This window comes from Pseudomonas sp. LBUM1644 (assembly GCF_059716195.1).
Window position 1 is genome coordinate 1,934,019 of the sequence record NZ_CP166812.1, and the last position, 20,982, is coordinate 1,955,000.

Sequence of the window (20,982 nt, forward strand, 5' to 3'; positions counted from 1 at the left end):
CTCGGGTGAAGGCGAGGGTTCAGTGCCGGTGCTGGCGGGTCACGCCGGCATCGAATTGCGCGACGATCTGCTGCCAGCCAGCGCTTTCGAGCGTGGCGTCAGTCAGGTCGGCCGGGGCTTTGAGGTCGGCGGCACGGTTGAGCCAGACGTCCGGCGCATCGTCGTCAGCGCTCAGGCGCATCAGAAACGAACCGGCCACGGCGGGCACCTGGCTCTGGCCGAAGTAAGCCTTGGCGTCGAGCAACTGCCAGGCATGACCGCCACGGCTGACGGAACTGGCGTCCCGGGCGAACGGCGCAAAACCTTCATCAGCGAGGGCTTCAGGGGTTGGCAGGGTGTGCTGTTCCTGGCGCAGCAGGTGAATCTCGTCCAGCGTCACCCGCAGGTCGGCGTAGATGCCTTGCTCGGAAGCGCTGAGGTCGCGGCGGGCATCCAGTTGATGGCTGTTGACGCTGCTGGTTTCCTGGGACTCGTGGCGCCAGGCGACCACCGAGCCGGCGACCGCGAGGATCATCAGGCACAACAGCAATACATACAGGGTTTCATGGCCGGCACCGGCCGGGCGGACGACGTGCGTAGTAGGCTTACTCATGGGGCTTCGATGTCCGCTTGGTCGATCTCGACCACGTGGCCGGGACCGGCGTCGAACAGCACGTAGAACTCGGCACCGGGCTTTTTGAAGGTCAACGTCGAATCGGCACCGAGTTTGCCCGGCACCAGGATGGTTTCGTCGTAGCCGATCACGTCCAGGGTCACGCCCGGCGCGCCGCTGCCGTCGGAAAAACCGCCGGTGCACTGGATCTGCTCGGCATCAATGGCTTTGCACTCGCACATCGGATTGTGGGCCAGGGCACTGGCGCTGAAACCGCTGCACAGCACCAGCAGTGCGGCGTTCAGAGGACGAAAATTCATGGTTTGCCTCCTTGTTTGTTGAGCCACGCGACGGTGGCCGGGGATGCCTGGCTCAGCGGAATGGACGCTTGATGCATGGCGCCGTCCCAGCCTTCCATGGTGATCCACAGTTCAGCGTCGGCCTTGGTTTTGTCCGGGATCGGCAACATCGCGCCCATGCGGTACGGCGTACCGAAGAAAATCACCCCGGCGGCGCGCAGGCTGCGCGGTTTGCCGATACGCAGGTAAGTGGCCTTGACCTGGTCGCGACAGCTGTCGCAAAGCGCCGCGTTGAAATTTTTCATGTGACCGGCTGGGCCATCGAGCCGCGGTTCTTCGTTGCGCAACTCGGCCAGGCGCAGGCTCCACGGCCCAACCTGAACTTCGCCGATTTCCCGTTCGCCCAGGCCGGTGTCACCGCGAAACAGCGCGGCATCGGCGAAATACTTGGGCATGAATCCCAGCGGCACCAGCAACAACAGGACGTTGATATGGAAGCGCCATTTGTGCCAGAAGCGGCTCAATGCCGAGGACGGCTTGTCGGCGGCGAACAGGCTCATTGGCTGACCTCCGTGGTTTCGCGGCTCGAGGCCTGAGTGGCATCGGCCGTGCGCGGACGCTTGTTGCTGCGTTTGAGGGCGTTGGCCGTGGCGAGGGCAGTGCGCTTGGTCCAGATCAGCAGGCCGCTGAGGACCATCATGCTCAGGATCAAGCCGAAGAAGAACCAGATCAGTTTGATCCAGATGCCACCGAAATCACCGGTGTGCAGCGGACGCATGGACTCGGTCACAAACTCCAGCCCCGAGCGGTCGGACAGCAGGCGTGTCGCGGCGATTTCACCGGTGTACGGATTGATGTCGGCAGTCTGGTACATCAGCGGATACCAGCTGCGCCCGCCGACCGACAGGTAGCTGTAGGCGTTGGCCGGCAGGCTGACAAAGCTTTCCTCCAGGCCGGGTATGCGTTCCTTGGCTTCACGGATGGCTGTTTCCAGGCTGATCATCGGTGCCCGCGCACCGTCGGCGGTCAGCGGCACGCTTTCACGCGGGACCACTGCGGCCACCGGGGCGGTGGAGATTGAAATCTGGTTATCGAACAGGAACGCCTGAATCAGGAACCAGGTGCTGGTGATGGAAATCACCGCGATAAACCAGATCGACCAGAGGCCGCTGAGCCGATGAAAGTCGCCCCAGAAAATCCGTGCGCCATGACGAATGCGCAAGGTCGGTCGGAAGAAACCTTTCCAGAATTTCTTGTAGACCACCAGCCCGGTCACCAAAGACGCCAACAACGGCAGGCTGAGGAACGACACCAGGTACCAGCCCCAGCTGTAACCGTTGGTGAACGGCACCAGCCACCAACCGTGCAGTGCGCGAGTGAAGGCCTTGAAGTTGAATGGTGGGGCCGTGCCCTGAATCACGCCGCTGTACGGATTGACGTACACCGTCACCGAGCGGCCATCGGGATAGCTGACGTTGACGTCGAGGGCGAAGTGCGACTCATCGGGCCGATTGATTTCTTCGACCAGGGTGTTCGGCTCGGCTTTCTTGATGGCGGCGACGATCTGGTCATAGCTGAGCAGCGGCGCATCGTCCGAAGGCTGGGTGGCGCGCATTTGCGGGTTGGCCAGCCAGACGATTTCCTGACTGACCACCGCCAAAGTGCCGGTGACACAGACGATCAGGACAAAAAACCAGATCGGCAATGCCAGCCAGCTATGGACCAGAAACCAGAGTTTGGAACGGGATTTCTTCGACATGATTAAAGGTCTTGTATCGATGAGAGGGCCTTTGCTGTGGGTTTCATCGCGCGCAGGTCCATAAAAGTCGGCCGTGGCTTTTGCCTACGCGGCCTGACTGCATCTCTATAAGACGAATGAGGGGGCGAAATCCCGAACCGGGATATGAAAGAAAATGTTTCGCGTTCCAGCAAGCAGGCAAGCGGGCTTGTGGTGAGGAGATTTATCTGTGGTTAGGGGATTTATCTGTGGTGAGGGGATTTATCTGTAGTGAAGGGATTTATTTGTGGTGAGGAGATTATCTGTGGTTAGGGGATTTATCTGTGGTGAGGGGATTTATCCCCGTTCGGCTGCGAAGCAGTCGCAAACCCGGGGAACGCCGTTTACCTGAAACACCCTAGTCACAGGGTCAGGGCCGCTTCGCGCCCCAACGGGGATAAATCCCCTCGCCACAGATGAATCCCCTCACCACAAGCTCACTCCGACAAGGGGGTTGCGTTCACGTCAGGTGCCAGCGAACCTTCTAGGTCAGCGCAGGAAGTCCAACACCTCGGCGAGCAGCAACTCAGGGACTTCTTCAGCAATGTAATGACCGGCAGGCAGCGCTTTGCCCCGAACATCGGTGGCCACGAGTTGCCATTCCTTGAGCGGCTCGAAGCAACGTCCGACCGTCCCTTCGGCGCCCCACAGCACCAGCAATGGCAGGTCCAGATGATGGCCAGCGGCGATATCGGCGCGGTCTTGCTCCAGATCGATGCTGGCGCTGGCGCGGTAGTCCTCGCAGATACCGCGCGCGGTGCCCGGCAGGCTCAGGCAGCGCAGGTATTCGGCAAAGGCTTCGGGCGTGAACGGTTTGAGCCCGGCGCTGCGACTGCCCATCACGCTGCGCAGATAGGATTCGGGGTCGGCTTCGATCAGGGTTTCCGGCAGCGGCGCCGGGCGAATAAGGAAGAACCAGTGCCAATAGGCGCGGGCAAAGGCTTCATTGGTTTGGGCGTACATCGACAGGGTGGGCGCGATGTCGAGCAGCACCAGGCGCTGCACGACCTCCGGATGATCCAGCGCCAGGCGATGGGCAACGCGGGCGCCACGGTCGTGGGCCAGCACCGAAAACCGCTCGAAGCCGAGGGCCTGCATCAACTCGACGCTGTCCTTGGCCATTTCGCGTTTGGAATAGTGGGTGTGGTGTTCGTCAGCCAGCGGTTTGCCGCTGTCGCCGTAACCGCGCAGGTCGGCGGCGATCACGGTGAAATGCTCGGCCAGTTGTTCGGCGACCTTGTGCCAGATGACGTGGGTCTGCGGGTGACCGTGCAGCAACAGCAGGCCCGGCCCGCTACCGCCGATGCGGTAGGCAATGTCCACGCCGTTGACGTGGCGCTGATCTTTCAGGAATCCGGCAAACATGGGGGGCTCCTTGTTGTGGTTGCCTGCATCCTGAAAGTGTTGCGCGGTTAGGGCAAGGCGCGAAGCGTGGTGCGTTTGTTCATGAAGTGTGTTCAAGGAGCGATGTGGCGCCTGGCCGGGCCCCTTCGCGAGCAAGCCCGCTCCCACAGGAATCGGCTACAGACACAATATAGGTGTTCGACACTGATCCACTGTGGGAGCGGGCTTGCTCGCGAAGGGGCCCGAACATTCACTACAAAAATTCAACCCTGGCTAAACATCTCCTTCGCCCGCTGCTCAATCTGCGCCTGGGTCAAATCCTCTTTACGCGTAGCCAGGAACCACAAATGCCCATACGGATCTTTCAACGTCCCCGACCGGTCGCCATAAAACTGATCCTTGACCTCGGACACCACCTTGCCGCCGGCGTCAATCGCCTGTTTATAGGATTTGTCGACATCGGTGACATACAGATGCAGGCCCACGGACGGTGAGGTGTCCGGGTTGCTCAACGGTCCCTGATCACACGGCGTGCCGAGCATGATCGGGCAGTCGCCGATACGCAGTTCGGCGTGGCCGATGCCGCCGTCGGGCATGGACAGGCGCATGACTTCGATGGCGCCAAAGGCTTTTTTATAGAACTCGATCGCTTCGGCAGCTTTCTGAATGCCCAGATACGGGGTGATGCTGTGATAACCCTCTGGAATGGGTTTGACGCTCATGACGGATCTCCCTTTTGTTGTTATTCCGAGCGAACAAATATAGTAGGAGCTGCCGAAGGCTGCGATCTTTTGACCTTGGCGTCGGTAGGGCCAACAGAAGATCAAGATCAAAAGATCGCAGCCTTCGGCAGCTCCTACAAGTTCGCGGCATATCAACGCCACTGTTCAGCCATCAACAGTGAAGCAACAGATTGTTCGGCTTGCAGCTCTCCATGTCTTGAAAATACCCCGCAACTGCCCGAAAGCATTGGCCTTGGCTGTCAGGCACAGAAGCTGCAATACCCTCGGTATTGACCTGTACCGAGAATCTTGCATGCCTGAATCTGCCGTTTATCCGATCAATCCTCCGGCCGCCCATCGGATCGCCGATGAAGCCGAAGCCCTGCAGGTTGCCGAACGCGTGGCCGCCGTCTTGCTGGAGCAGGACGCCGAACGCGACCGCACCCGCCAAGTGCCCGCCGAAATCGTCGACCTGTATTCCGACAGCGGTTTGTGGGGCATCAGCGTGCCCAGGGAATTCGGCGGCGCGCAGGTGTCGTATGCGGTGTTGGCTCAGGTCATCGCCATCATCTCGGCGGCCGATCCGTCCTTGGGGCAGATCCCGCAAAATCACTATTGCCTGCTGGAAGACATTCGCCTGCAAGGCACGTCGGAGCAGCAAGCGCATTTCTTCGCGTTGGCGCTGCAAGGCCACCGGTTTGCCAATGCCCTGTCGGAAACCGGCGGGAAAAACGTGCAGGACATTCAGGCGACCATTCGCCGTTATGGCGACGGCCATGTGATCAATGGCCGCAAGGGTTATTGCACCGGTTCGCTGTACGCTCATTGGCTGGCGGTGCTGGCGCTGGATGAAGAGCAGAAGGGCCAATTGGCGTTCGTCGAGCGCGGAACCCCGGGACTGGTGATCGTCGACGACTGGGACAGCATCGGTCAGCGCACCACCTCCAGCGGCACCGTGCTCGCCGAGGACCTGCACGTCTCGGCGTTCAACCTGTTTCCGACCTATCGCTCGTATGAAAGCCCGACCCTGGCCGGCCCCTTCGCGCAATTGACCACCGCCGCCATCGATGCCGGCATCGCCCGTGCCGCCCTGCGCGACACCATCGCCTTCGTCCAGCAATTTGCCCGGCCGTGGATCGACGCGGGTGTGGAAAAGGCCAGCGAAGACCCGTTGACCATCATTCAGGTCGGCGGCCTGGAGATTCGTCTCGAAGCGGCCGAAGCCTTGCTCGAGCGCGCCGGTCGAGCGCTGGATGCGGCGCGTCCGGCACCCGACGAAGACAACGTCGCCCGAGCGTCTCTGGCGGTGGCCAAGGCCAAAGTGCTGACCACGGAAATCGCCATCGAGGCCAGCAACAAACTCTTTGAACTGGGCGGCACCCGCTCGACGCTGAAGAAGCACAATTTCGACCGCCACTGGCGCAATGCCCGGGTCCACACCCTGCATGATCCGGTGCGCTGGAAGTACCATGTGGTGGGCAACTGGTTACTTAACGGCATCAAACCGCCGCGCCACGACTGGTCCTGATCATGGCCGAGCTGCTGAAAAACATTTATTGGGCCGACATCGCCCAGGCCTGCCTCGACACGTTGAGCATGCTCGGCGCCGCCCTCGGGTTTACCGTGCTGCTGGGCTTGCCGCTGGGCGTGGTGTTGTTCCTCACCGGCAAGCGCCAGTTGCACGAAGCGGTCGGCGTTTACCGCGTGTTGTCGGTGATCGTGAATATGCTGCGTTCGCTGCCGTTCATCATTTTGCTGATCGTGCTGATTCCCCTGACCACCTTGCTGGTCGGCACCTCGCTCGGCGTACCGGGGACGATTCCGCCGCTGGTGGTCGGCTGCACGCCATTCTTCGCGCGACTGGTGGAAACCGCATTGCGCGAAGTCGATCGCGGGGTGGTGGAAGCGACCCAGGCCATGGGTGGCACCACCTGGCAGATCATCCGCCACACCTTGTTGCCCGAGGCACGAGGCGGGTTGCTGGCGGCGGTCACGGTCACCGCGATTGTGCTGGTGGACTACACGGCGATGGCCGGAGTGATCGGTGGCGGAGGCCTGGGTGACCTGGCGATCCGCTACGGCTATCAGCGGTTTCAGACGGACGTGATGGTGGTCACCGTCGTGCTGTTGCTGATCCTGGTGCAGACCCTGCAAATGACCGGCGACCGACTGGTGGCGCGCTATAGCCGACGATAAGCATTCGATTTCGATCCACTTTTATACAAAAAAAAGCACTCCGGCCCCACGTCCACCCCACGACGGCCACTCAAACTGCCTAGGAGCACAGCATGAAAATGACCCTGGCCATTCTGGCTGCCATCGTGTCGTTGAGCGTTCACGCCAATGAAAAACTCACCGTCGGTGCCACTCCCGTGCCGCACGCGGAAATCCTCGAGTTCGTCAAACCCACCCTGGCCAAGGAAGGCGTGGACCTGGACATCAAGGTCTTCACCGACTTCATCCAGCCCAACCAGCAGTTGGCGCTGAAGAACCTCGACGCCAACTATTACCAGTACCGACCGTTTCTCGATGACTACAACAAGACCCGCCACACCGACCTGGTGCCGGTGGTCGGCGTGCACATCGAACCGTTCGGGGCTTACTCGACCAAAATCAAAAACATCGCCGAGCTCAAGGATGGCGCCACCGTCTCAATTCCCAATGACCCGGTGAACACCGGTCGCGCACTGGTGCTGCTGGACGAAGCCGGGTTGATCAAACTCAAGGACCCGAGCAACACCCTGGCGACGCAACGGGACATCATTGAAAACCCCAAGCACCTGAGGATTCGTGAACTGGAAGGCGCATTGCTGGCCCGTTCGGTGAGTCAGGTGGACCTGGCGTTTGTCTTCGCCAACTACGCACTGGAAGCGGGGATCGACACCAACAGCGCGCTGATCGTCGAGAAGGGCAAGAGTCTGTACATCGAGTTCCTCGTCGCGCGGCCGGATAACATCAACGACCCGGGTATTCAGAAACTGGCCAAGGCGTTGAATTCCGATGAAGTGCGGCAGTTCATCCTGACGCGCTACAAAGGGCAGATCGCGCCGGGGTTCTAACCTTTCGTTGACGGGGCGGACGCCTTCGCGAGCAAGCCCGCTCCCACACTGGATCTGTGAACGACACAAATCCCCTGTGGGAGCGAGCCTGCTCGCGAAGGCCGCACCGCTATTTCGGACCAACCCCCGATTCCAGCAGCCGCGCACCTGGCCCAAGCTCCCTCCCGGTAAGCGCCTAGATCGACAACTGCATCAAGCGTTCGCCCTGTACGTTTTCCGTGGGGCGGCGCTTGTTTACCGCCAGCTCGCCAATCTTGATCAATCGCGTGCGGGTCACGTTGCGGCTCAAACCCAGCAGCGCAGCGGTGTGCACCTGGTTGTAATGGCTGAAGCGATAGGCCGCGCGCAGCAACGCATCTTCGACTTTCTCGTGCAACGCCCCGGCCTGCTCCTCAAACAGCTTTTGAAAAGCCCGCTCGAGCAACGCTTGCGCCGAATCGTCGACGTTGGCCTGGTGATCGTCCTGACGCTCGATGCGCATGTTCGACAGGCGCAAATCGTCGCGTTCGATCACGCCATTGCGACAGATCAGCAGGGTGTGGTGAATCACGTTTTCCAGTTCGCGGATGTTGCCCGGCCAACTGTAGCCGCGCAATTTCAGTTCGGCCTCTTTGCTGATGGTGATGGTGCCGTAACCCAGGCGCTGGCTGTAGGCTTCGACGAAGTGGCGGGTCAGCGGCAAGATGTCCCCGGGACGATCACGCAGCGGGCTCAGTTCCAGGCTGACCACGTCGAGGCGGTAGTACAAATCCTCGCGAAAGTGCCCGGCGTTGATGGCTTTCTCCAGTTGCACGTTGGTCGCCGCCAGCACGCGCACGTCGATGGGAATGCTCTTGCGCGAACCGAGTCGTACCACTTCGCGTTCCTGTAGCACGCGCAGCAACTTGACCTGGATCGCCATGGGTAAATCACCGATTTCATCGAGGAACAAGGTGCCGCCGTCGGCCTCTTCGAACCAGCCGGCCTTGGCACTCAGCGCACCGGTGAAGGCGCCTTTTTCGTGGCCGAACAACTCGGCTTCCACCAGGGATTCGGAGAACGCGCCGCAGTTCACTGCCACGAACGGCCGGTTGCGTCGGGCGCTGAGGTTGTGGATATGCCGCGCCACCAATTCTTTGCCGGTGCCGGTTTCGCCGATGATCAGCACACTGGCTTCACTCGGTGCGACTTGTTGCAAGTGCGCGAGCAGGGCCTGGGACTTCGGGTCTTCAAACACCTGGGCCGTGGCGCGGATCGAGGTGGCCAGGGCGGGGGATGGCGGTAAGGTCAGCAGTTGCATGGGGCAGGCTCCATGAGAAGGCTATGAATAGAAAGTCGGAATCGGCAGGGACTGGTTCAGCGCCCAGTCACCCAGTTCATGGAGTTTGTAGTCCACCGGGTCGTGCAGGGTTTGCGTGCGCAGGTTGCGCCAGTGACGGTCCAGTCGCAGGGACGCGTGAGTCGAGCGTGCGCCGGTCACTTCGAACAGTCGGCTACACAACTCCAGCCCGTTACGGGTGGCTGCGACTTTCGCGGTGGCGATCGCCGTCGCGAGATGCCCGCGCTCTTCGGCGCTGAGATTCGGACCTTTCGCCCAGGCCTTGTCGAGCAAGTCGGCGGCGCGTTCTACCAGCAACCGCACACCTTCGAGCGCGACCCAGAATTCGCCGTAATGGGCGAGCACATAAGGGTCCTGGCGCACATCCTGAGAGCTGGATTTGTGCCATGGCCGGGTCTCGGTCAGTGTGTATTGCCGCGCTTCCTCGAAGGCTCCTTCGGCAATCCCGAGGAACATGTGGGTGAACGTCAGTTGGGCGATCAGTGGCCGCAGGCAGGCGAACGGCGTGCTCAACGGACCCGGATCGAGCAGCAGTTCCGATTCTTCGACCCGTACCCGCTCGAAGCTGGCGCTGCCGCTGTCGGTCTGGCGCTGGCCAATGTTGTTCCAGTCGTTGTGCAAGGTGATGCCGCTGCGGCCGCTGGGAATCGCGGCGATCAGCAGCTTGCCGCCAGCGCTTTCATCCACCGCCGAAGCAATCAGCATTTGCGAGTCGCTGGCTCCGGAGCAGAAGCTCTTCTTGCCGGAGAACTCACGCCAGCCACCGAGTTTTTTCACCACGGTGCGCGTGTCCAGCGGGTTAAGGGCGTTACCCCAGAACCAATTCTTGCGCGCGGTCTGCTCGAACCAGGGCTGCCACTGCTCAGGCCGGGCGAACAGGCGCACGGTGGCGAGCATCAGGTGATGAAAACCAAACACATGGGCAATTGAACTGTCGACCTTGGCGAATTCGCGCACGATGGCCAGGGTTTCACTCCAGCTGGCACCGAGGCCACCGAACTGGGTAGGAATGCTTAACGCGAGCAGACCGCTGTGGCGCAAGGCGTCGCGTTCGGCTTTGGGCGTACCGCCACGCTCGTCGCGCTCGACGGCGGTCAAGGCAAACTCGGCCGCTAACAGGCGAGCGGTGTGCAGTGGGGATAACAGGGCGCTTCGCGGCTTGGCAGTCACGCAGGGTTCCTTCATGTCGATGACCCCCTGTAGGAGCTGCCGCAGGCTGCGATCTTTTGACTTTCAAAGATCAAGATCAAAAGATCGCAGCCTGCGGCAGCTCCTACAGGATCGGGGCCGGAGCAGATCCAGCGGGCTGGGTCAGGCCTTGGCTTTGGTGGGCAGCACATCATTGGCGATCATTTCGCCGAACGGCCCGGTGAGGTTGGTCACGCCGCGCCCCGCCAAACTGGCGTACGGTTCGGGCAACAACGGGAACACCAGCTCGGCAAAGCGATACGCTTCTTCAAGGTGTGGATAGCCGGAGAAAATGAAGCTCTCGATCCCAAGGTCTGCGTATTCCTTGATCCGCGCCGCCACCTGCTGCGGATCGCCGACCAGCGCCGTCCCGGCACCGCCACGCACCAGGCCGACACCGGCCCACAGGTTGGGGGCGATTTCCAGATTGTCGCGGCGCCCGTCATGCAACGCGGCCATGCGGCGCTGACCTTCGGAGTCGAAGCGCGAGAACGATTTTTGCGCGGCGGCGATCGTCTCGTCGCTAATGTGCTCGATCAGTTTGTCGGCGGCTTTCCAGGCCTCTTCGGCGGTTTCGCGGACGATCACATGCAAGCGAATCCCGAATTTCACCGTGCGTCCGTTTCGCGCGGCGCGCTCACGAATGTCGGCCAATTTTTCCGCCACAGCGGCCGGCGGTTCGCCCCAGGTCAAGTAAACATCGACCTGCTCGGCAGCCAGCTCATGGGCCGCTTCGGAAGAACCACCGAAGTACAACGGCGGATAGGGTTTCTGCACCGGCGGATAAAGCGCCTTGGCGTTTTGCACTTGCAGGTGTTTGCCTTCGAAATCCACCGATTCGCCTTGCAGCACCCGGCGCCAGATCTGCAAGAACTCGTCGGTGACCTCGTAGCGCTCGCTGTGATCGAGGAAGATCCCGTCGCCACGGTTTTCATCCGGGTCGCCGCCAGTCACCACGTTGATCAGCAGGCGGCCATTGGACAAGCGGTCCAGCGTCGCGGCCATGCGTGCCGAGACGGTGGGCGAGATGATCCCCGGCCGGATTGCCACCAGGTAACGCAAGCGCTCGGTCAATGGCACCAGCGCCGAAGCGATGACCCACGAATCCTCGCAGGAACGTCCGGTGGGAATCAGCACGCCGTGGTAGCCGAGGCTGTCGGCAGCCTGCGCCACTTGTTTCAGGTAGTTGAGGGTCACCGGGCGTGCGCCCTGAGTGGTGCCCAGGAAATGGCCGTCGCCGTGAGTCGGCAGGAACCAGAAAACATCCATGAAGAAATCCTTAAGCGATTTTCAGCAGATTGTTGGGATGCACGCCGAACAACGGCGCGGCGCGTTCTGCAGCCAGGCGAATGCGAGCCTTCAAGGGCTCACTGGTTATTTGGTAATTGGAGAAATCGGCTTCGGTGGCATAGACGCCAATCGGCAAGGTCAGGGCCTGGAAGAAACTGAACAGCGGGCGCAACTGATGATCGAGCACCAGCGCATGTCGCTCGCTGCCACCGGTGGCGGCCAACAACACCGGGGTGTCGATCAGCGCGTTCAGGTCGATCAGGTCGAACAAATGCTTGAGCAGGCCAGGGTAGGAGCCGCGATACACCGGCGCCGCAACAATCAGCAGGTCGGCGTTTTCGATGGCGTGCAGTTCGGCTTCGATCTCGGCGCTCAGTTCCTGACGGGACAGCGCAGCACCCAATGGCCGGGCGATGTCACCCAGTTCAATCAGCTTGCTCTCGATCGGCAATTGTTCAGCCAATTGGGCCAGCAGCGCTTGAGTCAGCACCAGTGTGCGGGACGGACGCCAAGTGCCGCCGGAGAGGGCAACGACTTTCAACGGACGCGTCATGATCAGTTCCTTTTTAAACAGTTGCTCAAGGAGCAGTGAGTAGTCACTAGGCTGAGCAAGAGCTGTACCAATCCCTCGGAGCCCCGTATTACGGTGCTTTCAACGCATTGGTCGGCAAGCGCTGTTCGATTTTCAGGGCTGTTTGTTGAATGACTGTTGCCCGACAAACAGTTGCGTGAGCAACAGTTGGTAAAGCGATGGGGATTGTTATAAAGGTTGATTGTTATTCCGTAAAAGACTGTTAATTAATATTTATAGATCGTTAACGAATAACAAATATCCCTGTAGGAGCTGCCGAAGGCTGCGATCTTTTGATTCTCATCATCTTCGGCGATCCCCAATACTCACTATCGAGAGCGTTGATTTCTGCTGATCCAACCCCCGGCGTAGCCTGTGTTCATTGCCCCGAACCCAGATGCCAGGACGCCAGACATGAAACCTCTTATCGCCACTTTCCTGATGCTCGCCGTTTCCGTTCTCGCCGGATGTGCCAGCCACGTCTCCCCGGAATTGCGCCCATACACCGCAGAAGAAACCAAGGAATTGGCGCTGGAGGATCTGAATCGTCGCGGTTTGTCCTTCGACGAATACCACGCGAAAAAAGCCGAATTGCTTGGCCAGCCGCAGAAATCGTTCAGTTTCGACAACCAGGGCGAGATGAACGCCGAGCGCACAGTGAAGCTTCACGGCCGCGCGAGCTGAGACTGTACTGGTCGAAGTTTTACCTAACTGTCCATGGGTTTCCCTCAAGGCGTGCGATAGGGTCGATACCTGACTGACCTTGATGGACTGCCGCTCATGACACTCTCATTCGACCTGCTGCTGGGCTTCGCCCTGTTTGCCTTCGTCACCTCGATCACGCCGGGCCCCAACAACACCATGTTGCTGGCATCGGGCGTGAACTTCGGCTTTAACCGCACCATTCCCCATATGCTTGGCATTACCTGCGGCTTCTTCGTACTGGTCGTGGCGGTGGGTTTCGGTCTGGGCGCCGTGTTTAAAACTTATCCACTGCTCTACAGCGCGCTGCGATACGTCGGGGCGGCGTATTTACTGTACCTGGCGTGGAAGATCGCCCACTCCGGGCCCGTCTCCGAGAGCGAAAAGGGCGAGAGCAAACCGATCAGCTACCTCGGCGCCGCCGCGTTTCAGTGGGTCAACCCGAAGGCCTGGATCATGGCCATTGGTGCCATCAGCACGTACACACCGATGCAGGGCTACTTCACCAATGTGATTGTGATCGCCGCGGTTTTCGCCCTGATCAACCTGCCGAGCGTCAGCGTCTGGGCCGCGTGTGGCACGCTGCTGCGCAACGTTTTGAAGGACCGCCGCTGGCTGCGCCTGTTCAACTGGGGCATGGCCGCGCTGCTGGTGATTTCGCTGTACCCGTTGTTGCTCGAAAGCTTTAGCTGACGCATTGCTTCAACCGGTTGCCCGATGCCTGTTAAGCTCGACTTCAGGAGCGTTCCTACGCACTTTTCACTGAAGTCGTACTTCTTTAACGCATCCGATCAGGTATTGCTGGCGCACGGGTTTCCGGCACCTGATCCCGGAACAAGCTCTGCGAGTCTTTTTATGAATGAACGTCCGCTGTATTTCGACTACGCCGCCACCACGCCGGTGGATGAGCGGGTCATCAACGTCATGGTCGAGTGCCTGGGTTTTTCCGGCAACTTCGGCAACCCGGCGTCCAGCTCCCACGCGTTTGGCCAACAGGCCCGGCAATCGGTCGAGCAGGCGCGGCGTCAAGTGGCCGAACTGGTCGGCGCCCAGGCAGACCAGTTCGTCTGGACTTCCGGTGCCACCGAATCCAACAACCTCGCCCTCAAGGGCGTTGCTCAGGCGCGGGGTGTGTCCGGCGGACATATCATCACCAGCCAGATCGAACACAAGGCGATTCTCGACACCGCGAGACAACTGCAGGATGCGGGTGTTGCGGTGACGTATCTGGTGCCTGACGCCGAGGGGTTGATTAGCGCCCAAGCGGTCAGCGAGGCAATGCGCGAGGACACTTTCCTGGTCTCGTTGATGCTGGTCAACAATGAGCTGGGCACCGTCAACGACATCCCGGCCATCGGCCAGGTGGTGCGTGATCGCGATGCGTTGTTCCATGTCGACGCGGCCCAGGGCGCGGGGAAAGTGGCGATCGACCTGGCCGAATGGCCAGTGGACTTGATGTCCTTCTCGGCCCACAAAGTCTACGGTCCCAAAGGCATCGGCGCGTTATATGTCGGCCCTCGCGCGCAACAGCGCTTGCAGGCGCAGATCCACGGCGGTGGTCACGAAGGCGGTTTGCGCTCCGGTACCCTGGCGACCCACCAGATTGCTGCCATGGGCGTCGCCTTCGCATTGGCGGCGTCATTATTCGATGAAGAGAAAGCCACGATCGTGCGCTTGCGTGAGCGCCTGCTCGAGCAACTGCTGAGCATTCCCGGCGTTAGCCTCAACGGCAGCCCGACTCAACGCATTCCTCACACGTTGAGCCTGACCTTCAATGAAGGTGAGTTCAATTCCGCAGCGCTGAGCTCGTCGATCGCGTTTTCCGCGACCTCGGCCTGCAATTCCGCGAGCAATGCGCCGTCCCATGTGTTGTTGGCATTGGGGCATGACGCTCGCTCGGCGAGTCGCACCATCCGCTTGAGTCTCGGGCGTTTCACCACCGAGCAGGATATCGACCAAGCGGCACACCTGATTAAAGCGGCCTGCGCCAGTGCTCCGGCATTCTGGCAGTAGCGCCTTATAGCGCCGACCCGAATCGGCACTCAACAATAATGATGAAGTGGTTAGCAGGAGACACTATGACTACGCAGCCTTCGATCAATGGATCGGTGCCCCAGCGCCTGGCGCAAACCCGCGAACTGATGAGCCGGGAAGGCATTCACGCCTTGCTGGTGCCGTCGGCCGATCCGCACCTCTCGGAATACCTGCCGGGCTATTGGCAAGGGCGGCAATGGCTGTCGGGCTTCCATGGCTCGGTCGGCACGTTGATCGTCACGCCTGACTTCGCCGGCGTCTGGGCTGACAGCCGGTACTGGGAGCAAGCAAGCAAGGAACTCAACGGCAGCGGCATCGAACTGGTCAAGCTGCAACCGGGCCAACCCGGCCCGCTGGACTGGCTGGCCGAGCAAACCCCTGAAGGCGGCGTCGTCGCCGTAGACGGCGCGGTGATGGCTGTCGCGTCGGCGCGTACATTGGGCGGCAAGCTCGAAGAGCGTGGCGCGCGCCTGCGCACCGACATCGATCTGTTGAGCGAAGTGTGGGGCGACCGCCCAACGCTGCCGAACGAACCGATCTATCAACACTTGCCACCCCAGGCGACGGTCAGCCGCGGCGAAAAACTCGCCAAGCTGCGTGAGGTTTTGAAAGATCGCGGTGCCGACTGGCACTTTATCGCGACCCTCGACGACATCGCCTGGCTGTTCAACCTGCGCGGCGGCGATGTGTCGTTCAACCCGGTGTTCGTGTCCTTTGCCTTGATCAGCCAGCAGCAGGCGACGCTGTTCGTGGCGCTGAGCAAGGTCGACGCCGACCTGCGTGCAGTCCTCGAACAAGACGGCGTGACCCTGCGTGATTACAGCGAAGTGGCCGCGGCCTTGCGCGCGGTACCGAGCGGGGCGAGCCTGCAGGTCGACCCGGCACGGGTCACGGCAGGTTTGCTGGATAACCTGGACAGCGGCGTCAAACTGGTCGAAGGCCTCAACCCGACTACCCTGGCCAAATCGCAGAAAAGCCTGGCCGATGCCCAGCACATTCGTCAGGCCATGGAGCAGGATGGCGCAGCGCTGTGCGAATTCTTCACCTGGCTGGACACGGCGCTTGGGCGTGAGCGCATCACCGAGCTGACCATCGACGAACACCTGACGGCTGCGCGTACCCGGCGTCCGGGTTATGTGTCGCTGAGTTTCAACACCATTGCCGCGTTCAACGCCAATGGCGCGATGCCGCATTACCACGCCACCGAAGAAGAACACGCGGTGATCGAAGGCGATGGCCTGTTGCTGATCGACTCCGGCGGTCAGTACCTGGGCGGTACCACCGACATCACCCGGATGGTGCCGGTCGGTACACCGACGGACGAGCAGAAGCGCGATTGCACGCGAGTGCTCAAAGGCGTGATTGCCTTGTCCCGTGCGCAATTCCCTCGGGGTATCTTGTCGCCATTGCTGGATTCCATCGCCCGGGCACCGATCTGGGCTGAAAGCGTCGACTATGGCCACGGCACCGGCCATGGCGTCGGCTATTTCCTGAACGTGCACGAAGGTCCGCAAGTCATCGCCTATCAAGCCGCGCCAGCACCGCAGACTGCGATGCAGCCAGGCATGATCACGTCCATCGAACCGGGTACTTACCGCCCGGGCCGCTGGGGTGTGCGGATCGAGAACCTGGTGTTGAACCGCGAGGCCGGAAGCAGCGAATTCGGTGAATTCCTGAAATTCGAAACCCTGACCCTGTGCCCGATCGACACGCGTTGCCTGGAGCCGTCGTTGCTGACGGTCGACGAGAAGCAGTGGTTCAACGCCTACCACGCTGAAGTGCGCGACCGTTTGAGCCCACTGCTCGACGGTGCCGCCCTTGAGTGGCTGAACACCCGCACCGCCGCTATCTGACAGGCGTGAGTTCAGGCGCTGTTTCCAGCGCCTGGCTCATGTAGTCGACAAAGGCTTTGACCCTGGCGGATTGGCGACGATTGGCCGGGGACACCGCATGAATCGGCAGCGACTGTGCGCTGTAGTCCTGCAATATCGCGGTCACTCGGCCAGCCTTCAGGTCCTCGCTGAACAGCCACACCGGCGACAGCGAAATCCCCAATCCGCCCAGCACCATCTCGCGGATCGCCTCGGAATTGTTACTTTGCGCATTGCCCTTGATCCGCACGTCGTAACGTCGAGCGTCTTTCTCGTAAACCCATAGGTTCTGGCTGTTCAGCAGGTTGAACTGCAGGCAGTTATGCCCGCTGAGTTCTTCCGGTGTTTGCGGCTGGCCGTGTTGCTCGATGTAGTCAGGTGCTGCGACGGTTATGCGGTGCGTGGTGCCGATGCGGCGCGCGATCAGGCCGCTGTCGTTCAGCTCGCCAATCCTGAACGTGACATCCAGCCCTTCGCTGACCAGATCCAGGTTTTGATCGCTCAATTGCAGATCAATCTGCACCTGCGGGTATTTTTTGAGAAAACCCGGAAGACGCGCGGCAATCTGCAAACGTCCGAAGCTCACTGATGAGCCAATTCTCAGGTTGCCAGCAACGGTTTCGCGGCCTGATTGAAAGCTGTGTTCTGCGGCGTCCACGGCCGCGAGGATGTGTCGACATTCGCTGTAGTACCGCTGACCTTCATCGGTCAGGGAGAGCTGTCGGGTACTGCGGGCAATCAGCTTTCCACCCAGTTCGGTTTCCAGCGCCCGCAGCACTTTGCTGATGGTCGGCTGGCTGGTCTGCAACTCTCGGGCAACCGCCGAAAAGCTCCCGCGCTCAACCACTCGGACGAAGATCGCCATTGCATTGAGTTTGTCCATGGTCGTTCTCATTCATGCCAAATGGGCATGATTACTATAGCGATATGACGGCTTATCGGCATGAGTGATTGGGCGCAAGATTTATCTCACAGCCACCTCTGACGGGAATTTGCGAAATGACTGACTCACTTGAAATGCGCGCTCTGATTGTTGACTCGGCTAATGGGCCGCTACGCTTGGCCTCAGTATTACGGCCCGTGCCTGAAGCGGGTCAGGTGTTGGTCAGGATCAAGGCCAGCGGGCTGAATCCTCTGGATGTAAAAATCCGTGCGGGCCAGGCCGCCCATGCACGACAGCCGTTGCCTGCGGTATTGGGCATCGATCTTGCGGGAGTTGTTGAAGCGTTGGGGGAGGGCGTCAGCGGATGGCAACCGGGCGATGAGGTCTACGCGATGGCAACCGGAATCGGCGGTGCCCAAGGTTCGCTCGCTGAATACGCGGCAGTGGATGCGCGGTTGTTGGCGCCTAAACCACGCAATCTGAGCCTGCGCGAAGCGGCAGGGTTACCGCTGGTGCTGATTACCGCTTGGGAAGGACTCGTAGATCGGGCTCGGGTGCGGGCGGGCCAGAAAGTATTGATTCATGGCGGCGCGGGTGGTGTCGGGCAGGTGGCTGTGCAAATAGCCCGCGCGTTGGGCGCCGAAGTGTTCGCCACGGGTTCGGCCCGTCAGCAAGCAATCATTGAAGGGTTTGGGGCGACGTTTATCGATCGAAGCGCTTCAGTTGAAGACTATGTGGCCGAGCACACGGCCGGGGAAGGCTTCGATATCGTTTATGACACGGTGGGCGGTGAGACACTGGATGCGTCGTTCAAGGCCGCTAGGATTTATCACGGCCATGTAGTGAGTTGCCTCGGTTGGGGGCAGCACAGCCTGGCGCCGCTGTCGTTTCGCGGGGCGACTTATTCCGGGGTTTTTACCTTGTTACCGTTATTGACGGGCAAGGGTGGCGAGCATCACGGGAAGATTCTTCGTGAGGCGGCGCGGTTGATTGAGGCGGGCAAGCTGAAACCGTTGCTCGACCCTCGGCAATTCACGTTACAAACCGCCGAGGCCGCCCATGAACTGCTCGTATCGGGAGCGGCGCAGGGGCGGTTGGTCGTCGAGATTTAACGCAGGGCTTCCAGGACGAAGTCGAGTCGATCCTGGCCGAAGTACAACTGGTTATCGACAAACATGCTCGGTGCACCGAACACGCCTCGTTGCACCGCTTTTTCAGTGTTGTCCTTGAGGGTGGCTTTGACTTCTTCATCGTTCGTCAGGGCCAGCACCTCGTTGGGATCGAAACCGTTCTGTGTCAGTACGACTACGACGGTCGCCGGGTCATCAAGGCTGCGACCTTCAACCCAAAGCGCCTGAAACAGGCAATCGATAAAAGCCTGGAAGCGTTCCGGGAGGCGCAATTGCACACCGGTCACGGCGCGCATCAGCATCAGGGTGTTGATGGGAAAATGCGGGTTGAACTTGAGCGGCACGCCATAGCGTTTGGCGTAGCGGTCCAGGTCTTGAAACATGTAGCGACCCTTGGCGGGTATCGTTGCCGGGGAGGCGTTGCCGGTGGCTTTGAAAACGCCGCCCAGTAATATCGGGGTGTAGATCAGTTGACTGTCGGTTTGTTCGCAGATCTTTGGCAGTTGGGTATAGGCCAGATAGGTGGCCGGGCTGCCGAGGTCAAAGTAGAACTCCACGGTTTTGCTCATGGTCGATGCGCTCTGTTTATTGTTGTGGGGAAGGGCTTACCAGCGTTCGCTCCAGGGGCGCAGGTCCAGTTCGAAGGTCCAGGCGTCTCGGGGCTGGCTGTGCAGGTACCAATAGTTCTCGGCTATGTGCTCGGGATTGAGAATGCCGTCCTGATCCTTGGTCGCGTACTTCTCGGGAAAGCTGTTGCGGATAAAGTCGGTATCGATGGCTCCATCGACGACGACGTGGGCGACGTGGATATTCATTGGGCCCAATTCTCGGGCCATGCTTTGGGCTAATGCACGAATCCCGTGCTTGGCCCCCGCGAATGCTGCAAATCCGGCCGCGCCGCGCATGCCGGCTGTGGCGCCGGTGAACAGAATGGTGCCCCGTTGGCGCTTGGCCATGCGCTTGGCCACTTCACGGGCATTAAGAAAACCTGAGAAACAGGCCATTTCCCAGATTTTGAAATACTTGCGGGCGGTCTCTTCGAGAATGCTGCAGGGGACGTTGGCGCCGATATTGAAGACGAACGCTTCAATGGGGCCTATCTCGTTTTCAATCTGCTCGACCAGCGCAATGACGTCTTCTTCTTTGCGTGCATCGCAGGCAAAGCCGTGGGCTTCACGGCCGTCAGCCTTGATGGCATCCACCAGCGGCTGGAGTTTATCCGCGCTACGACGGGTGACACACGCTACAAATCCTTCCTGCGCAAAGCGTTTGGCAATGGCGCCACCTGTGGCATCGCCTGCGCCGACAACCAATACGACCTTCTTATTATTCATGAGGTGATCCCTTTGCTAAACGTTCGTTAACTGAACGAACGTTATGCTACGATTCGGCAAGCGTCAAGACGAACAATCCGGAGGGCAATGCGATGCGATACTCGGCCAATCACAAGCTGGAAACCAAAGAGAAGTTGCTGGAAAGCAGCGCGGTGTCGGCTAAGAGATCCGGGTTTTCGACCGTGGGTGTCGACGGTTTGATGAAGGCGATAGGTCTGAGTGGAGGGGCGTTCTACAGTCACTTTTCGTCGAAGGACGAACTGTTCGCTTCCATCGTCGAGCGTGAACTGGGGCAAAGCCTGGCACGGCTGGGAGGAGACCTGGACCGCAGCAAACTCGAGGGTTGCCTGAAACAATACCTGACCATGGCCCATGTCGAGCACCCGGGGTCCGGTTGTGCCTTGCCGACACTGGGCGCCGAAATTGCTCGCGCCGACGTGATGATTCGGCAGCAAGCGGAGAGCTGGATTTGTCGGCTTCACGAGAGTTGGGCGCGGGTTCTGGAAAGCGACAGCCTGGCCTGGGCCATTCTGTCGCAATGCATCGGCGCATTGGTGGTGGCGAGAATGCTGGCCACTGCGGACCTCCAGCGCAAGGTGCTGAAGTCCAGTTACGATGAGATTGGCCGCCAGATATCAGGTCCACGAACCTGACAAGCCGGCCTATTTGCAGATGACGATCATGCTACGGCTGGTATAGCCGGCAGGGTTGAGGCCAAACGGATAGTCGCCGGGTTCTTCCACGGAGTCCCCTGACTTGGCGATAACCTTGTATCCCTTGGGGGCACATGAGTTGGCAGCGCTGGCGTAGCACTTGTCCCAGGATGACGAAAGCCCGGAACAGTTGATATGAAGCCCCTTCTTGCCGC

General features: G+C 60.3%; 23 protein-coding genes (1 of these 23 cut by a window edge). 9 read left to right on the plus strand and 14 right to left on the minus strand.

Annotated features, from left to right (window positions below):
* Positions 1 to 19 precede the first annotated feature (19 nt).
* From ACA052_RS08775 to ACA052_RS08800, 6 genes are all read right to left on the minus strand, one after another.
* Positions 20 to 592 (minus strand): DUF6162 family protein, encoded by a 573-nt coding sequence (locus tag ACA052_RS08775; RefSeq protein ID WP_497649302.1) that lies wholly within the window; start codon positions 590 to 592, stop codon positions 20 to 22.
* Positions 589 to 912 carry a hypothetical protein gene (locus ACA052_RS08780; protein ID WP_497649303.1) on the minus strand — a complete coding sequence of 108 codons (324 nt, stop codon included), beginning with the start codon at positions 910 to 912 and terminating at the stop codon, positions 589 to 591. The genes ACA052_RS08775 and ACA052_RS08780 overlap by 4 nt, the downstream gene beginning before the upstream one ends.
* Positions 909 to 1,451: a PA2404 family protein gene (locus tag ACA052_RS08785; RefSeq protein ID WP_497649304.1), complete on the minus strand. Its 543-nt coding sequence runs from the start codon at positions 1,449 to 1,451 to the stop codon at positions 909 to 911. The genes ACA052_RS08780 and ACA052_RS08785 overlap by 4 nt, the downstream gene beginning before the upstream one ends.
* Positions 1,448 to 2,650, minus strand: a complete 1,203-nt coding sequence (locus ACA052_RS08790; protein WP_497649305.1) for a PepSY-associated TM helix domain-containing protein — start codon at positions 2,648 to 2,650, stop codon at positions 1,448 to 1,450. The genes ACA052_RS08785 and ACA052_RS08790 overlap by 4 nt, the downstream gene beginning before the upstream one ends.
* Before the next feature lie 507 nt (positions 2,651 to 3,157).
* Positions 3,158 to 4,033, minus strand: a complete 876-nt coding sequence (locus ACA052_RS08795; RefSeq protein ID WP_497649306.1) for an alpha/beta fold hydrolase — start codon at positions 4,031 to 4,033, stop codon at positions 3,158 to 3,160.
* 242 nt (positions 4,034 to 4,275) lie between these two features.
* A complete protein-coding gene (locus ACA052_RS08800; RefSeq protein ID WP_497649307.1) occupies positions 4,276 to 4,734 on the minus strand; it encodes a VOC family protein in 459 nt (152 codons plus the stop codon).
* A 313-nt stretch (positions 4,735 to 5,047) separates the two neighbouring features.
* On the opposite strand from ACA052_RS08800, the gene ACA052_RS08805 reads away from it, so the two are divergent.
* The 3 genes from ACA052_RS08805 (at position 5,048) to ACA052_RS08815 (ending at position 7,793) form a co-directional block, all read left to right on the plus strand.
* Positions 5,048 to 6,262: an SfnB family sulfur acquisition oxidoreductase gene (locus ACA052_RS08805; protein WP_497649308.1), complete on the plus strand. Its 1,215-nt coding sequence runs from the start codon at positions 5,048 to 5,050 to the stop codon at positions 6,260 to 6,262.
* A 2-nt stretch (positions 6,263 to 6,264) separates the two neighbouring features.
* Positions 6,265 to 6,930 carry a methionine ABC transporter permease gene (locus ACA052_RS08810; protein ID WP_497649309.1) on the plus strand — a complete coding sequence of 222 codons (666 nt, stop codon included), beginning with the start codon at positions 6,265 to 6,267 and terminating at the stop codon, positions 6,928 to 6,930.
* Positions 6,931 to 7,022: 92 nt separating this feature from the next.
* A complete protein-coding gene (locus tag ACA052_RS08815; protein ID WP_497649310.1) occupies positions 7,023 to 7,793 on the plus strand; it encodes a MetQ/NlpA family ABC transporter substrate-binding protein in 771 nt (256 codons plus the stop codon).
* A gap of 175 nt (positions 7,794 to 7,968) precedes the next feature.
* Here the strand turns inward: ACA052_RS08815 and ACA052_RS08820 are convergent, their stop codons facing one another.
* The 4 genes from ACA052_RS08820 to msuE form a co-directional block, all read right to left on the minus strand.
* A complete protein-coding gene (locus ACA052_RS08820; protein WP_497649311.1) occupies positions 7,969 to 9,072 on the minus strand; it encodes a sigma-54 interaction domain-containing protein in 1,104 nt (367 codons plus the stop codon).
* A gap of 21 nt (positions 9,073 to 9,093) precedes the next feature.
* Entirely contained in the window at positions 9,094 to 10,281 is a 1,188-nt protein-coding gene (locus tag ACA052_RS08825) for an acyl-CoA dehydrogenase family protein (RefSeq protein WP_497649312.1), read from the minus strand.
* A 141-nt stretch (positions 10,282 to 10,422) separates the two neighbouring features.
* A complete protein-coding gene (gene ssuD / locus ACA052_RS08830; RefSeq protein ID WP_497649313.1) occupies positions 10,423 to 11,568 on the minus strand; it encodes an FMNH2-dependent alkanesulfonate monooxygenase in 1,146 nt (381 codons plus the stop codon).
* Positions 11,569 to 11,578: 10 nt separating this feature from the next.
* The gene (gene msuE, locus ACA052_RS08835) at positions 11,579 to 12,142 is read right to left on the minus strand and encodes an FMN reductase (RefSeq protein WP_497649314.1); all 564 of its coding nucleotides are present in this window, start codon (positions 12,140 to 12,142) and stop codon (positions 11,579 to 11,581) included.
* A gap of 432 nt (positions 12,143 to 12,574) precedes the next feature.
* Here msuE and ACA052_RS08840 point away from each other — a divergent pair, with 432 nt between their 5' ends.
* The 4 genes from ACA052_RS08840 (at position 12,575) to ACA052_RS08855 (ending at position 16,749) form a co-directional block, all read left to right on the plus strand.
* Entirely contained in the window at positions 12,575 to 12,844 is a 270-nt protein-coding gene (locus tag ACA052_RS08840) for a hypothetical protein (protein WP_497649315.1), read from the plus strand.
* A gap of 96 nt (positions 12,845 to 12,940) precedes the next feature.
* On the plus strand, positions 12,941 to 13,555 hold the full coding sequence (locus ACA052_RS08845) for a LysE family translocator (RefSeq protein WP_497649316.1): 615 nt from the start codon (positions 12,941 to 12,943) through the stop codon (positions 13,553 to 13,555).
* A gap of 162 nt (positions 13,556 to 13,717) precedes the next feature.
* Complete coding sequence (locus ACA052_RS08850) at positions 13,718 to 14,875, plus strand: cysteine desulfurase family protein (protein ID WP_497649317.1); 1,158 nt, start codon at positions 13,718 to 13,720, stop codon at positions 14,873 to 14,875.
* Between the two features lie 65 nt (positions 14,876 to 14,940).
* Positions 14,941 to 16,749 carry an aminopeptidase P family protein gene (locus tag ACA052_RS08855; RefSeq protein ID WP_497649318.1) on the plus strand — a complete coding sequence of 603 codons (1,809 nt, stop codon included), beginning with the start codon at positions 14,941 to 14,943 and terminating at the stop codon, positions 16,747 to 16,749.
* Here the strand turns inward: ACA052_RS08855 and ACA052_RS08860 are convergent.
* Positions 16,742 to 17,650 (minus strand): LysR family transcriptional regulator, encoded by a 909-nt coding sequence (locus ACA052_RS08860; RefSeq protein WP_497649319.1) that lies wholly within the window; start codon positions 17,648 to 17,650, stop codon positions 16,742 to 16,744. The two genes, ACA052_RS08855 and ACA052_RS08860, sit on opposite strands and share 8 nt — an antisense overlap.
* Positions 17,651 to 17,766: 116 nt before the next feature.
* Here ACA052_RS08860 and ACA052_RS08865 point away from each other — a divergent pair, with 116 nt between their 5' ends.
* Entirely contained in the window at positions 17,767 to 18,762 is a 996-nt protein-coding gene (locus ACA052_RS08865; protein WP_497649320.1) for a zinc-dependent alcohol dehydrogenase family protein, read from the plus strand.
* On the opposite strand, the gene ACA052_RS08870 is transcribed toward ACA052_RS08865, so the two are convergent.
* Entirely contained in the window at positions 18,759 to 19,349 is a 591-nt protein-coding gene (locus ACA052_RS08870) for a 2-hydroxychromene-2-carboxylate isomerase (RefSeq protein ID WP_497649321.1), read from the minus strand. The genes ACA052_RS08865 and ACA052_RS08870 overlap by 4 nt on opposite strands.
* A gap of 36 nt (positions 19,350 to 19,385) precedes the next feature.
* Positions 19,386 to 20,114: an SDR family oxidoreductase gene (locus tag ACA052_RS08875; protein WP_497649322.1), complete on the minus strand. Its 729-nt coding sequence runs from the start codon at positions 20,112 to 20,114 to the stop codon at positions 19,386 to 19,388.
* A gap of 92 nt (positions 20,115 to 20,206) precedes the next feature.
* Between ACA052_RS08875 and ACA052_RS08880 the strand changes: the two genes are divergently transcribed.
* Complete coding sequence (locus ACA052_RS08880; RefSeq protein ID WP_497649323.1) at positions 20,207 to 20,767, plus strand: TetR/AcrR family transcriptional regulator; 561 nt, start codon at positions 20,207 to 20,209, stop codon at positions 20,765 to 20,767.
* A gap of 9 nt (positions 20,768 to 20,776) precedes the next feature.
* Here the strand turns inward: ACA052_RS08880 and ACA052_RS08885 are convergent, their stop codons facing one another.
* Positions 20,777 to 20,982, minus strand: the 3' portion of a protein-coding gene (locus ACA052_RS08885; protein ID WP_497649324.1) for a hypothetical protein. 76 nt of this gene lie beyond the right edge of the window; 206 of the gene's 282 nt are visible here — the last part of the coding sequence; its start codon lies beyond the right edge, outside the window; the stop codon is at positions 20,777 to 20,779.